Origin of the sequence: Faecalibacterium intestinale (genome assembly GCF_040096575.1) — a bacterium.
Lineage (GTDB): Bacteria > Bacillota > Clostridia > Oscillospirales > Ruminococcaceae > Faecalibacterium > Faecalibacterium intestinale.
Window position 1 is genome coordinate 24,203 of the sequence record NZ_JBBMEN010000003.1, and the last position, 13,069, is coordinate 37,271.

A 13,069-nucleotide genomic window follows, 5' to 3' on the forward strand; every position below is an offset into this window, starting at 1 on the left:
GTCCGTATACAGATTCATGAATCCGCTTTGTGATGTAGCCCTTTACAAGCCTATCCATGCGGCTTCCTTTTTCCCGTTCCCGTACGTCACCCTACGCAACTCTCCACAACTTACCGACAATTTGGTGTAAAAGTGGTGTAGTAGTTGGTGTAGTGGATTTCAGACCGAAATGCCCAGTTTACCGTTTAGATTTGCAAAGGAATAGGCTTTGGCTTCCTTAGTGGCTTCCGCGTAAATCTCCATCGTGGTGCTGATGTCCTTGTGTCCCATGATGTCCTGAATGATCTTCAGGTTGGTCTCATTTTCGCACAGCCGGGTGCAGAACGTGTGCCGGAGATTATGGCAGGAGAAGGGCGGCAGCAGCTGCGGCTCCCGTTTTTCCTTTTCGGCCTTTTCCAGCTCGGCTTCGTTGTGTGCCACGCTGATGCGCTTGATGGCGCGGTTGACCGTCTGCGGGTTCTGCGGCTGGCCGAAGCGGTTCAGGAATACGAAGTCTGAGATTCCGTCGATTTCGTATTCGCATACCAGTTCCAGCTCCTGCTGGTTGGCGCGTTCCTGTTCCAGTGCCTTCCGCACTTCGGGCAAGATCGGAATTGCCCGCTTACCTGCGGCAGTCTTGGGGGTGGACATAGTGAAGTAGCAGCCGCCCACCTCGTGGTCATGGTACACCAGATTGTGCTGGATGGTGATAAACCCACTCTCGAAGTCGATGTCGCCCCAGCACAGGCCAACCGTTTCCGAGATACGGCATCCGGTGCCCAGCATGAAGGTGAACATCGGGAGCCAGTGCTGGAACTTCGGCGTTTTCTTGATGAAATTCAGAAACGCCTGCTGTTGGGGCAGGGTCAGAGCGTGGCGTTTGGGCGTTTCGTACTGGTGGGCGGCTTTTATAGCCGTCAGGACACCATCCGTGGGATTCACACGGATGTACTCATCGTCCACCGCCACCGCAAAGACCTGATGGAGAACATTCTGGATGCTTTCCAGCGTGTTCAACGCCATCTTGCCATTGCGGACGATGCCATTGTAGTAGCTGCGGATATCCGACTTGCGAATGTCCTTGAGCTTCATCATGCCGATCTCATCCCGGACGAACCGATTGTACATATAGACGTAATTGGCGAAGGTATGCTCTTTCAAGCCCACCTTGTTCTTACGCCACAGTTCAAACAGGTCATTCAGGGTCAGGCTGCACTCCGGGATGCGGATGCCATCTGCCAAGTCGTGCTGGATCTTCTCTTCCTTTTCGCGCAGCCCCTCCAAGGTTGCATCATAGATGGTATGGCGTTTTCCGTTTTTTGCAGTCCAACGGTACATATACAGCCCGTCGCTCTTGCGGTAGACCTCGCCATCCTTCAAAACACGGCCTTTATTATCTTTACGTCTTTGCACATAAACTCTCCTTTTCATTCACGGAATGTTGAAAAGGAGCCTTACGCCATGAGTATACCATGACGCAAGACTCCCTGCAACATCAAACGGTCAATTTTTGAACCGCATCAGATCGAGAATGCCTTGTCCAGATATTCGTCCAGCTTACGGCGTTTGATCAGCCGTTTGGTTCCGTTCCAAAGGACGAACTTGCATTCATCACTATCGGTCATTGACCGCAGTTTATTGATACCGATCCCGGAGTAAGCCGCCGCTTCCTCCAAGGTCAGATTACTCTTTTGCCAAATCGGAACTTGTCGGGACTTAGTCCCTCCATCTTGCTGACGCAAGACCGCTCCGTTGCTTAAAGTCCCCACTGGGGACTTCATTGCTTCGCAAACGCAAACTTCTTTCACTTGCACCTCCACTTCCTTGTAACCGGGTGTCGGGGCAGAAAGTGCCAGCTTTCTGCCCCGGACGCTCCCGATGAGGTTCAGATTTCCGAGTGCCCCTCCTGTGTGCGGGGTTGTGCCGATGGTTTATTTTGTGCCTGTTCTGCCTGCAAGCGATTCAGCAGTTGCAGAACGGAATCCCGCGCTTTCTCCTTGACCTGCTCCTTGCCTTTCTGCCGAACTTCCGGTTTCAGCAGCTTTTTCTGCAGACGTGCAGCGGTGGTCTGCATGGTCTTGAGAAACTTGTCCAGCACGGTGTCCAAACGGTGCGCTGCATATTCTCTCGTGGCCTGCGGAGCCTTGCGTTCCGGGGAGAACGCAGCAGCGAAGCTGCTGGATCTGCCGCCATTTTGCGCCAGATAATATCCGGTAGGATATGTCGCACAGCATCATATCACTGGGGCAAAGGACTGCGTCCTCTGCACTCCTGCACCGGGCAAGCTGTCCCGTATGGACAGCTCGTCCGGTTTTTCAGAGGGTCATTTTGACCCTCTGATTTTGGCAAATTGTCAACCTGACACTTCGCCAACACCCCTATATGGTGCGTTTTTGGTCAATCGCTGCGTACGTGCGTACAGAGAAAGCCGACTGCCGCGTACGCACGTACGCAGCAAAACGCCCATATTCTCCTTTATGGGGGTCATGTCCGCCAGCTATTGGGGGTGAGGTCGGGCTGCACAAGGGCCTCGATGCCCACAAAGCCCCGGACACGCCGCCCGGACGAGTTGACGATGTTGTTGGTGGATTCCAGATTACATCGCTTTACTCCGTAACTGAGAAATCAACGTCCTGCCGTTCTCTCTGCATGGATTTCCTGCCCCCTTCCGGCGGCGTTTTCCGGCTCTCCTTCTCAGGGTCATCGCCGGGTATCCCATGCAGACGGTCATGCGGTTTTCAAGGTCCAACGGGCAAAACGGCAACAAAAAAGCCGTCACAAAACAGACCGGACATGCCTTCGCTTTTTCGGAAGGTCATGCTAGTCGGTTATGTAACGGCTGAAAGCCAAGATGTTCAGCCCCGCAGGGCCTGAACGAATATGTAAAAATATGTTATATTCAATTGTTGGGATAGGTTACCACAAAAATCGAGCCGTGTCAACAAAAACTTTTGAGAACGCGTCACTTTCGGCAGCTTGCAAGAAAAGGCGAGGAAAACTTTGGCAAAAAGAGAGAGGGCTGGACGGCACCAGCCCTCTTGACAAGGCAACAACAGCCAAAAAGTTTCATTCCCACCCTCAAACCATCTTCATCCCGGTTTCGTCCCGGTTTGCAGAATGCCCTTGCAATCCGAAAGGAGCCGTGCTATAATGCCGCTGTAATTGAATCAGAAATCTTCAGGGCAGGGTGCGATTCCCTACCGGTGGTACAGCCCACGAGCCGTAAGGCATGATTCGGTGAAACTCCGAAGCCGACAGTACAGTCTGGATGAAAGAAGATACCAAGCGCAGAACCCGTACGGTCCTGCGCTTGTGGAGGCTGCTCTGGGATGCGTTTGCATTCTGGAGCTTTCTTTTTTGCACAAGGATCCCTTGTGTTTTTTCGGCTTGCCCTGAACGTTTTTGTTCAGGGCTTTTTCTTTTGGAGGCAACACGATGAACGACAAAGAGTATATGCGTCTGGCTTTGCAGCTTGCAAAAAAGGGCTGCGGGTGGACATCTCCCAACCCGATGGTGGGTGCCGTGGTCGCAAAAGAGGGCAGGATCATCGGACAGGGCTGGCACCAGAGATACGGTCAGGCTCATGCGGAGCGCAATGCGCTGGCATCCTGCACCGAAGATCCGCAGGGAGCGACCCTGTATGTGACATTGGAGCCGTGCTGCCATTACGGAAAGCAGCCGCCCTGCGTGGATGCGATTCTGGACGCGGGCATTCACCGGGTGGTCGTGGGTTCTGCTGACCCGAATCCGCTGGTGGCTGGAAAAGGAATTGCAATCCTGCGCGCACACGGCATAGATGTGACCGAAAATGTTCTGCAAGAGGAATGCGATGCGCTGAACAAGGTGTTCTTCCACTATATCACCACAAAACGCCCCTTCGTTTCCATGAAATACGCCATGACGATGGACGGAAAAATCGCCACATACACAGGCGCTTCCAAATGGATCACCGGGGAAATTGCCCGGAATCATGTTCAACGGCAGCGACACCGATTCCGCGGCATTATGGTGGGAGTCGGAACCATCCTAGCAGATGACCCGCTGCTGACCTGCCGGATAGAGGGTGTCCGTGATCCCGTCCGGATCATCTGTGATACACATTTGCGGACACCGCTGCAATCACAGGTGGTCATGACCGCCAAACAGGTTCCGACCATTCTTGCGACCTGCTGCAGCGACCCGGAGAAGCAGGCGGCATATCAACAGGCCGGGTGCCGGATCCTTTGTCTGGAAGCGCATTGCGGTCATGTGAATCTTCTGCAACTGATGGAACAGCTGGGGCAGGAGCAGATCGACAGCATTCTGCTGGAAGGCGGCGGAACCTTGAACTGGTCTGCACTGGAAAGCGGCATCGTGCAGCAGGTACAGGCTTACATTGCCCCGAAGCTGTTCGGAGGAAGGGATGCCAAAGCACCCATTGAGGGTGCAGGTGTCCCGCTTCCGGATGCTGCATTCCGCCTGAAGAACAGCCGATTGGAACAGCTTGGCAAAGATTTCCTGATCGAAAGTGAGGTGGAGTACCCGTGTTTACCGGAATCGTGGAAGAAGTCGGAACAATAAAATCCATCAATCGGGGACAGCATTCTGCCGTACTGACTGTTCGTGCAAAAATGGTTCTGGAAGAAACCAGGATCGGTGACAGCATCGCCGTCAACGGCATCTGTCTGACCGTCAGGCAGCTCTTCCCGGATAGCTTTGCTGCGGATGTCATGCACGAGACCTTGAACCGCTCTGCACTTGCACAGCTCACCGTTGGAAGTGCTGTCAATCTGGAACGTGCCATGCCGGCCAACGGACGTTTTGGCGGACACATCGTAGCAGGCCATGTGGATGGCGTCGGACGCATTGCTAATATCCGAAAAGACGATACGGCTATCTGGTACACCATTCATGCAGATTCTGCGATCCTTCGCTATGTCGTTGAAAAAGGCTCTATCACAATAGACGGTATCAGCCTGACCGTGGCTGCGGTGGAACCTACGGGCTTTTCCGTGTCCACGATACCGCACACCGTCCGTCAGACGAACCTGAACCAACGGCACAAAGGGGATTTTGTCAATTTGGAAACCGATGTTGTTGGAAAATATATCGAGAGGCTGCTTCCATCAGAAACACCGAAGCAAAACACGCTCACAAAAGAAATGCTGCTGCGCTGCGGCTTTTAAGGAGAGTTTACGATGAACTTCAATACCATTCCCGAAGCTTTGCAAGACCTGAAGCAAGGAAAAATCATTCTGGTAACGGATGACCCCGACCGTGAAAACGAGGGGGACTTCATCTGTGCTGCCGAATTTGCCACCACCGAAAACATCAACTTTATGGCGACCCACGGCAAAGGTCTGATCTGTATGCCGATGTCCGAGGCTTTCGTCCAGAAGCTGCAATTTCCGCAGATGGTGCAGTATAACACCGACAACCATGAAACGGCATTTACGGTGTCCATCGACCACGTTTCTACTTCTACGGGCATTTCTGCCGCAGAGCGTTCCATTACGGCGATGGCTTGTGTGGACGATCACGCAAAAGCAGAAGATTTCCGCAGACCGGGCCATATGTTCCCCCTTCTGGCAAAAAAGAACGGTGTGTTGGAGCGCAACGGTCACACGGAAGCAACCGTTGACCTGTGCCGTCTGGCAGGGCTGAAAGAATGCGGCCTGTGCTGCGAGATCATGCGGGAGGATGGCACGATGATGCGCACCGCTGAACTGGCAAAGCTGGCAGAGCGTTTCCAGATCAAATTCATCACCATCCGTGATTTACAGGAGTACCGCAAGTGTCACGATAAACTGGTCGATCAGGTGACAGCAGTGAACCTGCCCACCAAGTATGGCACCTTCAGAGCTTATGGTTTTGTGAGCCGTCTGAACGGAGAGCATCACATTGCACTGGTAAAAGGTGACATTGGCGATGGAAAGGATATTCTGTGCCGCGTCCACTCGGAATGCCTGACAGGAGATACATTTGGCTCTTTGCGTTGTGACTGCGGCCAGCAGCTGGCCGCTGCCATGACGCAGATCGAAAAAGAAGGCCGGGGTATCCTGCTCTATATGCGGCAGGAAGGCCGAGGCATCGGTCTGATCAACAAGCTGCGTGCCTATGAACTTCAGGAGCAGGGCATGGATACGCTGGAAGCCAATCTCGCTCTGGGGTTCCATGGAGATGAACGGGAGTATTATCTCGGCGCACAGATTCTCCGGGAACTTGGCGTAAAAAGCCTGCGCCTGCTTACCAATAACCCGGACAAAGTATATCAGCTCTCCGAGTTTGGGCTGGAGATCTCCGAGCGCGTACCCATTCAGATGACGGCGACCCCGTATGACCTGTTTTACCTGAAAACGAAGCAGGCACGGATGGGGCATCTTCTGGAATATTAACAACGAAAGAGGTATTTAAAAATGAAAACATTTGAAGGTAAGCTGGTTTCTCAGAACATCAAGGTCGGTATCGTAGCTGCCCGCTTCAACGAATTTATCACGTCCAAACTTCTGAGCGGAGCAATGGATGGTCTGCTCCGGCACGATATGCAGGACGCTGATATTCATGTTGCATGGGTTCCAGGTGCTTTTGAGATCCCACTGGTTGCCTCTAAAATGGCAAAAAGCGGAAAGTATGATGCTGTGATCTGCCTTGGTGCCGTGATTCGCGGTTCTACCAGCCATTACGACTATGTGTGCAATGAGGTTTCCAAAGGCATTGCCACGGTCTCGCTGGAAAGCGGGGTTCCCGTCCTCTTTGGTGTTCTGACCACCGAAAACATCGAACAGGCCATCGAGCGGGCAGGCACCAAAGCAGGTAATAAAGGCTATGACTGTGCAGTCAGTGCCATCGAGATGGTAAACCTGCTCCGGGAAATGGATACCGCCGCAGAGTAAAATACACGCAGGAGTTTGCCATGATCGTTATAAAGACCCGACAGCCTGACCCGGAATTGGAGCAGAAGATCCGGATGCTTCTGGAACGAGAGCACATCGAGACAGAGCAAATATCCATTGATTCATGGGAGAAGTTGGTTCTTCCGGGGCTTACACTGGACGGAATGACCCACGAAGTGTCGTGTAACGGCAGAAAAGTCTCCCTTACACGACTGGAGTTCGATTTGCTGCTGATGCTTGCCTCCCACGAAGGACAAATCTTCTCAAAAGAAGAGCTTTTCCGTGCTGTGTGGGGACAAAACTGTGACGACACCTTAAAGGTCGTGGCAAATACCGTTTCCAATCTGCGAAAGAAGCTGGCCGGCTGCGGTAGCTTTATCCGCACTACCCACGGCGGCTATGCTTTTGTAAGCCAAAAGGAGAACGACCCGGCATGACCAGGATCTTATTTATTTGTCTCGGAAATATCTGCCGAAGCCCGATGGCGGAGTATGTGATGAAAGACCTTACGTCCAAGGCAGGACTATCCGAGCAATTTGAAACCGCATCAGCCGCCACCAGTGCATGGGAAATCGGAAATCCGGTCTATCCTCCTGCACGGCAGAAGATGGCAGAACATGGCATCGACTGCAACGGCAAGACCGCCCGGCAGATGACCCGGCTGGATTATGCACGGTATGATCATCTGATTGGCATGGACGAAAGTAATCTGTGCGACATCCTGCGGCTTGTCGGCGGAGACCCACAGCATAAAGTCTCGCTGCTGATGGCGCATACAGATCATCCCCGTGAAGTAGCAGACCCATGGTTCACGGGAGATTTTGAAGCCACATGGCAGGATATACTGGAAGGATGCACGGCATTGCTTGAGGAACTGCGCTAAATTGGCGTAAATTTTGGCGTATGCCAAATCAGGAGTGTTTGACACTTGCCAACGACAAATTGATTTAACCACAGGAGAAGTTGCCTGTCAGCATAAAATCTCTATACGAAACAAAAAGCGGCAGCTACGTTGTATTTTTACAACATAGCTGCCGCTTTTTTGCGTTTGTGGTTCGGTGTACCTACTACACCAATCCGCCTATTCATTTCTTACACCACACCGCTTTGTAAGGCTCCTTTTCGGGAAAACGTCCCAAAATTGGTGTAGTTGTGGTGTAGTACCGCAGATACCGCTTGAATACCGTTCGGAAATTCATCGCATCTGCGTTTTAATTTTGCATTTTACTGCTCAATCGGCTTCATCGTGGGGATACTTTCCGGAACCAGCTTACAATGCTTCGTGATGCTTCACAATCGCGTTTTCACTTGCGTTCCCGGTATTCACAATCCTTCGTGATTCGCCGTCATTCTCGTAGTTTTGCTGTCAATTTGCTGTCCTTGGAAGAATTTTGCTGTCAGACAAAACGCTCATTAAGAGCCCTTCTTTGTTGCTTCAAAAAATGTCCAGTGTAGCAGCCAAACGCTCAAATGATTCCTGTTTTTTCTCCTCAGTCGCTTCGGCATAAATGTCCATCGTGGTCTGAATATCCTTATGCCCCATGACCGATTGGATGACCTTCAGGTTGGTCTCTTTTTCGCAAAGCCTTGTGCAGAACGTGTGCCGCAGATGATGTGCCGAAAAGTCCGGCAACAGAACCGCCTCCCGGTGCCGCTTCTTTGCTTCCACTTCTTCACCTGCATTATAGTCTGCAACGATGCGCTTGATAGCGCGGTTCACAGACTGCGGATTCGGAACATTACCAAAGCGGTTGCAGAAGATGAAGCCCGACATACCATCAATCTCCACATCGTTCCAGCCGGATTCTTTTTGTTCTTCATGCAGCATTTCAAAGGCATCCTTTACGGTATCAAACATAGGGATCGTCCGAACGCCTGCTTCCGTTTTAGGCTTTGAGATGTGCAGAACCGAATTGCGGCTTTCGCCCACCGGGTAATAGACCAGACTGTGATTGATACTGATAGTGCGCCGCTCATAGTCCAGATCATCCCAGCGCAAGCCCAACGCTTCACCAATGCGGCAGCCTGTTCCCAGCAGCACCGTAAACAGCGGCCACCAGTGGCAGAAGACCGGGTGATTGGCGATATGTTCCATGAACGCCCGCTGCTGCGGAATCGTCAGGGCATGACGCACACCAGTGGTCTGCTCGGAACTTTTCTTGATTTCTGCCATCACACCATCTGTGGGATTCTTGCGGACGATCTCATCCCGAACCGCCAGCTGAAAGGTGGGATGTAGCAGCGTATGAACGCTTTCCAACGTGTTTGCCTGCAAGCCCTGCTTATCCAGCAGATAATTGTAGAACTGCAGCACATCCGAATACCGAATCTCTGCAATTTTCTTCTTGCCGAAGGTATCGCGGATGAAGCGATCATACATATAAAGATAGTTGCTCCGGGTGGTCTGGCGTAGATTCGTTTTCAGGCTCATATAACGGTCAAACACAAAGTTGACCGTTGCTTTGCCTGCAACGTAAATATCCAGACCGTCCATCTGGTCTTTAGTTAGCTGCGCTTCCTTCTCCCGAAGGGTCACAAGGTCATTTGCGTAGATGTATTTGCGCCGCCCCAGCGGATCCGTGTAAGAATACGCATATCGCTTATCGGAGCTGCGCTGCATCTCACCTTTTCGCAGGGTACGCCCCCGCAGGTCTTTTCGTGTCGTTGCCATATCAATTCTCCTTCCCGAAAGAAGAAGGGCTTGATACTATTTAAGGTCGGACAAAACTTTGTCCAGCCCCTGCAAGACAACTTCTGTTACAGTCAGTTGATGTTGTTCGGCATAATTGCAGATACGCTCATACAGGGCATCCTCCACCCGAATGCTCAAGGTTTTCTTTTTTGCATTTTCGGATTTTGGTCGTCCCATCTTTGCCATAGCTGCTCTCATACCTCCACAGCACCAGTATACTTTCCGTGTGACAGGAAGTCAAGCTGCAAAAAGCCCTTCTTGAAATTTTTTACGAAAAATCGAAAGTTCACACTCTGCTCATTGACATTTCGTCCTTGATTTGCTATTATAATGGTAACAACTCCCCCAGGCCTCTGCGCATAGCGTATGCACACTTGGGGGCGTTTTGCTTATAAAGGAGATTTTTCATGGCAGACAAGGACTTCAAAACGATAGATGAACAAATCGAAATTCTTCGTTCACGCGGCCTTACCATCGAGGATGAAGCCGAAGCAAAGGATTTTCTGTTGCGGAACAATTATTACCGTGTCAGCGGCTATTCTCTGACGCTCCGCAAGAACGATGTTTTTGCGAAGTCTGCCACGTTCCAAAATATCGAGGACATTTACAATTTCGACCATGAGTTCCGTCACATCATTCTGCACCATATCGAAACCATTGAGGTGCAGATGAAGTCCATCTATGCCTATGAATTTACAAAAGTGTATGGGCCGCTGGGCTATCTGGATGCCTCAAATTTCTCCAATCAAGCAAAACATAAGGAAATCGTCGACAAAGCCAACCAGCAGAAGCGGCAGCGGCTGGCCCACGAAGCCTACTTAAAGCACTTCATCAACGACCTGCACCAAGAGATTCCGCTCTGGGCCTACGTTGATTTGCTGACGATCTCCGACATTTCTTTCCTGTATTCCATTTCCGAACGTCCGCTCAAAGAAACGGTTGCCCATCGGTTCGGGCTTACCATGAATCGCGGCCCGGAAATTCTGGGACAGTATATGCACAGCATGACGATCATTCGCAATCTGTGCGCGCATGGAAGCCGCATTTATAACCGTCTCTTTGAGCAAAAGCCTTCCCTTAACAAGAAAGAACAGGCGTTGCTGATCCGCCGCGAGGATGGCACGATGGATAACGCGCATTTCTTCGGGTTCTTCCTCATCATGAGAAGGCTTCTGCCTACTGAGAACTTTGCAGAGATGAAGGAAGCCGTCATTGCTTTGACGGAAAAATATCCGTTTGTGCGAATGGATTATTACGGCTTCCGGGATGACTGGAAAGAAAAGCTCTGATTTTGCATAGAATAAAGGTGACTTTTCCCACGAGCTGTTATGCAGCGCAACACTGTGGGCGGTCTGGGGCCGGGGGATTTTCCTCCGGCCTATTTTTATGCGATGCGGAAGGATTCCAGATACCGCTCGAAAATCTCGCAGTTGACCAACGCCACCTTGTCGATTTTATAAACGGCCTTGGCTTCCTTCGCCAACTCCTGAAATTTTGTCAGACCAAGGCTGTATTTTTCAGCCCCTTCCTGATAGCGGACAAACTTTTTCGCGTTCATTTTTGTTCTTTCAACGTCCTTTCGGGCGTAACCCATAAGCAAAACCTCCGTGTTTTATTTTGATGTAAATTCAAAATCGCCTGCTCACTCTGCTCATCCTGCACCTTTTGCGCACTGTGAGCAGGCTGAGCAGGGCTTTTTCAAGTTGATTCTTATTTTTTAATCCCACGGACTGGGAACATCAACGGGTAAAAACAGGTCAACGTCTACATTGTGAAAGCCCCGATTTGTGCCAATGCACTTATCATCGTAGACGATGCCCAGACTTTTCTGATTATCTTTTAGATGGTGGATAAAGGTTGATGCTGCCAGTGGCTTTTCCAGGTTATCCAGACACCAGCGTTCATAGACTTTATAGAAATCCGTGGATTTGCACTTGGCCCCCTGCCGAATTTCAAAGTAGCCCTCAGATTTGAGGAAGCCCAGGATATTGTTGCCCTGCTCCATTGCTTCTTTCAGATTTGCCGCAGTGCGTTCGCTGATGGTAAACCGATAGTTGTTCCGAATCAGCCGATGCAGCCCTTCCAACGCCCAAAGCAGGATGCCCTCTTTTTCGTTCCGCATCTTATCAATGAGAAAAGGATCATCCACCCGGCCAACGGGCTTTTCCTTAGTGGTGAGCAACAGCTGACGGCGATAGAAACCGTTAGACTTGTCATAGAGTGCGTGTAAGCTGCCATTCCCGAAGCAGGCAAACCGCACATACAGCGTACCCTGCACACTCTGCTGGCCCTTGCGCTCAATGTCGATTTTATCTTCCAGTGTAACAAGGGTCTTGATGTTGTTGGTCTGCGGCAGGGTCTCAGTTTTCATGTCATCGTCCACCAAAAGCAGCTTGTACTCCAAGTCTGCACGGGCAAAGCGGTTGGTTTCCACTTTTTGCAGACTGCCTGTATACATACTGCTGCCGAACAATTCTCGCAGGATCAGCCCGATTCTGGATTTTCCCTCGCCGCCCTTGCCAACCATCAGCAGCATTTTCTGTGCTTTGGTAACAGGTAGCAGACAGTAGCCAATGTATTCTTGTAAAGCCGGAATATCTTCTTCGTATAGCAGTTCGTTCAAGAATTGCAGCCAGCGCGTTGGTGCTGGTGCATCCGGCACATAGGCAATGGGCAGACGGTTCATGCAGTATTCTTTTTCAGGGGTAAAGTGACCGTCTACAAAATATGTACCGTTTCGGACATGAATACGATCCGTCTGAATCTCCGGTGGTTCGGATGCACAGGCCAGCTTGATGGCTTGCACGATATGTTCGATGCGCCGTGCTACGCTGGTGGTAGCGTAATAGCGGACTTGCTCATAGATTTCCTTCTTCAGCGGAGCTTCATCCTCTACCATGCCATCCACCGTGAACAGTCTGCCTTGAAAGCAGCGCATGGGATGCAGGCTCAAAAAGTAATCTGCGAACAATGGTTCAATGATTTTTCCGTTATCACCCACCCAGTTTCGGGCAGGTGCACGATGCTGCTTCTTCGGTTTCCTTGCATCGTTCGATTGCTTTTCCAAGGGCGGTCACTTCCTTTCCGTTGAGTAGTTGTTGTTTTTCATGCGAGCTTCCCTGCAAAAGAATATCCAGCAGATATTGTACACGTTCTGCATAGTGCATACTTGCGACAAAACAGGGATGCAGGGTTTCCTCTGGATTTTGTGGCGCATAGATCATGCGCCAATCTGCCAGCAGAGAACGATAGCCACACAGGATTTTGTAGAATTGCTCTTTCTGGTTCAATGACTTTTCCACAGGTTTGCACAGAAACGGTGGAGAACTGCCAGTTGCAGGAAGTCCAAAATCTGCGGCCAACTTTTCAGCAGCCTGCCGCAAAGACAGCTGAAACATTTTTGCGGTAAGGTCGATTGCATCGCCATCCGCTCCACAGCCAAAGCAGTGAAACCGGGAATCCACTTTCATGCTGGGGTTACGGTCTGCATGGAATGGACAGCAAATCATGTTGCTGCGGTTGGGCT

At 51.0% G+C, this 13,069-nt stretch carries 15 protein-coding genes and 1 riboswitch; of the genes, 7 read left to right on the top strand and 8 right to left on the bottom strand.

Annotated elements, in window-relative coordinates; genetic code table 11:
• Positions 1-159: 159 nt before the first annotated feature.
• The 3 genes from WMO20_RS03405 to WMO20_RS03415 form a co-directional block, all read right to left on the bottom strand.
• Positions 160-1,392, bottom strand: coding sequence for a site-specific integrase (locus WMO20_RS03405; protein WP_349185847.1), 1,233 nt, complete (start codon positions 1,390-1,392; stop codon positions 160-162).
• Between the two features lie 107 nt (positions 1,393-1,499).
• Positions 1,500-1,787: an excisionase gene (locus WMO20_RS03410; RefSeq protein ID WP_435387753.1), complete on the bottom strand. Its 288-nt coding sequence runs from the start codon at positions 1,785-1,787 to the stop codon at positions 1,500-1,502.
• A 77-nt stretch (positions 1,788-1,864) separates the two neighbouring features.
• Positions 1,865-2,086, bottom strand: a complete 222-nt coding sequence (locus WMO20_RS03415) for a hypothetical protein (RefSeq protein ID WP_349185848.1) — start codon at positions 2,084-2,086, stop codon at positions 1,865-1,867.
• A 1,062-nt stretch (positions 2,087-3,148) separates the two neighbouring features.
• Positions 3,149-3,263: riboswitch (FMN riboswitch) on the top strand.
• A 151-nt stretch (positions 3,264-3,414) separates the two neighbouring features.
• Here WMO20_RS03415 and ribD point away from each other — a divergent pair.
• The 6 genes from ribD to WMO20_RS03445 are packed head-to-tail and all read left to right on the top strand — an operon-like array spanning position 3,415 to position 7,734.
• Positions 3,415-4,539: a bifunctional diaminohydroxyphosphoribosylaminopyrimidine deaminase/5-amino-6-(5-phosphoribosylamino)uracil reductase RibD gene (gene ribD / locus WMO20_RS03420; protein ID WP_349185849.1), complete on the top strand. Its 1,125-nt coding sequence runs from the start codon at positions 3,415-3,417 to the stop codon at positions 4,537-4,539.
• Positions 4,503-5,144 (top strand): riboflavin synthase, encoded by a 642-nt coding sequence (locus tag WMO20_RS03425; RefSeq protein ID WP_349185850.1) that lies wholly within the window; start codon positions 4,503-4,505, stop codon positions 5,142-5,144. The genes ribD and WMO20_RS03425 overlap by 37 nt, the downstream gene beginning before the upstream one ends.
• Before the next feature lie 12 nt (positions 5,145-5,156).
• A complete protein-coding gene (locus WMO20_RS03430) occupies positions 5,157-6,353 on the top strand; it encodes a bifunctional 3,4-dihydroxy-2-butanone-4-phosphate synthase/GTP cyclohydrolase II (RefSeq protein WP_349185851.1) in 1,197 nt (398 codons plus the stop codon).
• A 21-nt stretch (positions 6,354-6,374) separates the two neighbouring features.
• On the top strand, positions 6,375-6,851 hold the full coding sequence (gene ribH / locus WMO20_RS03435; RefSeq protein WP_005944123.1) for a 6,7-dimethyl-8-ribityllumazine synthase: 477 nt from the start codon (positions 6,375-6,377) through the stop codon (positions 6,849-6,851).
• A gap of 20 nt (positions 6,852-6,871) precedes the next feature.
• On the top strand, positions 6,872-7,288 hold the full coding sequence (locus WMO20_RS03440) for a winged helix-turn-helix domain-containing protein (protein WP_349185852.1): 417 nt from the start codon (positions 6,872-6,874) through the stop codon (positions 7,286-7,288).
• Positions 7,285-7,734, top strand: a complete 450-nt coding sequence (locus WMO20_RS03445) for a low molecular weight protein-tyrosine-phosphatase (RefSeq protein WP_349185853.1) — start codon at positions 7,285-7,287, stop codon at positions 7,732-7,734. Before WMO20_RS03440 ends, WMO20_RS03445 begins: the two co-directional genes overlap by 4 nt.
• Before the next feature lie 552 nt (positions 7,735-8,286).
• Here the strand turns inward: WMO20_RS03445 and WMO20_RS03450 are convergent.
• Together WMO20_RS03450 and WMO20_RS03455 are read right to left on the bottom strand one after the other, a co-directional pair.
• Positions 8,287-9,522, bottom strand: a complete 1,236-nt coding sequence (locus WMO20_RS03450) for a site-specific integrase (RefSeq protein WP_349185854.1) — start codon at positions 9,520-9,522, stop codon at positions 8,287-8,289.
• Between the two features lie 36 nt (positions 9,523-9,558).
• On the bottom strand, positions 9,559-9,729 hold the full coding sequence (locus WMO20_RS03455) for a hypothetical protein (protein ID WP_165852560.1): 171 nt from the start codon (positions 9,727-9,729) through the stop codon (positions 9,559-9,561).
• Between the two features lie 221 nt (positions 9,730-9,950).
• Between WMO20_RS03455 and WMO20_RS03460 the strand changes: the two genes are divergently transcribed.
• Positions 9,951-10,832 (top strand): Abi family protein, encoded by an 882-nt coding sequence (locus WMO20_RS03460; protein WP_349185855.1) that lies wholly within the window; start codon positions 9,951-9,953, stop codon positions 10,830-10,832.
• A 95-nt stretch (positions 10,833-10,927) separates the two neighbouring features.
• Here WMO20_RS03460 and WMO20_RS03465 read toward each other — a convergent pair whose 3' ends face one another.
• From WMO20_RS03465 to WMO20_RS03475, 3 genes are all read right to left on the bottom strand, one after another.
• The gene (locus WMO20_RS03465) at positions 10,928-11,137 is read right to left on the bottom strand and encodes a DUF6462 family protein (protein ID WP_097777257.1); all 210 of its coding nucleotides are present in this window, start codon (positions 11,135-11,137) and stop codon (positions 10,928-10,930) included.
• 123 nt (positions 11,138-11,260) lie between these two features.
• Complete coding sequence (locus WMO20_RS03470; protein WP_349185856.1) at positions 11,261-12,610, bottom strand: DNA primase family protein; 1,350 nt, start codon at positions 12,608-12,610, stop codon at positions 11,261-11,263.
• Positions 12,537-13,052 (bottom strand): CHC2 zinc finger domain-containing protein, encoded by a 516-nt coding sequence (locus tag WMO20_RS03475; RefSeq protein ID WP_349185857.1) that lies wholly within the window; start codon positions 13,050-13,052, stop codon positions 12,537-12,539. Before WMO20_RS03475 ends, WMO20_RS03470 begins: the two co-directional genes overlap by 74 nt.
• Positions 13,053-13,069 lie beyond the last annotated feature (17 nt).

Excerpts from the sequence above, each read along its gene's own strand:
- WMO20_RS03450 (WP_349185854.1), bottom strand. The coding sequence starts at position 9,522 with ATGGCAACGACACGAAAAGACCTGCGGGGGCGTACCCTGCGAAAAGGT.
- WMO20_RS03440 (WP_349185852.1), top strand. The coding sequence starts at position 6,872 with ATGATCGTTATAAAGACCCGACAGCCTGACCCGGAATTGGAGCAGAAG.
- WMO20_RS03475 (WP_349185857.1), bottom strand. The coding sequence starts at position 13,052 with ATGATTTGCTGTCCATTCCATGCAGACCGTAACCCCAGCATGAAAGTG.
- WMO20_RS03465 (WP_097777257.1), bottom strand. The coding sequence starts at position 11,137 with ATGGGTTACGCCCGAAAGGACGTTGAAAGAACAAAAATGAACGCGAAA.
- WMO20_RS03445 (WP_349185853.1), top strand. The coding sequence starts at position 7,285 with ATGACCAGGATCTTATTTATTTGTCTCGGAAATATCTGCCGAAGCCCG.
- WMO20_RS03430 (WP_349185851.1), top strand. The coding sequence starts at position 5,157 with ATGAACTTCAATACCATTCCCGAAGCTTTGCAAGACCTGAAGCAAGGA.
- WMO20_RS03460 (WP_349185855.1), top strand. The coding sequence starts at position 9,951 with ATGGCAGACAAGGACTTCAAAACGATAGATGAACAAATCGAAATTCTT.
- ribD (WP_349185849.1), top strand. The coding sequence starts at position 3,415 with ATGAACGACAAAGAGTATATGCGTCTGGCTTTGCAGCTTGCAAAAAAG.
- ribH (WP_005944123.1), top strand. The coding sequence starts at position 6,375 with ATGAAAACATTTGAAGGTAAGCTGGTTTCTCAGAACATCAAGGTCGGT.
- WMO20_RS03455 (WP_165852560.1), bottom strand. The coding sequence starts at position 9,729 with ATGGCAAAGATGGGACGACCAAAATCCGAAAATGCAAAAAAGAAAACC.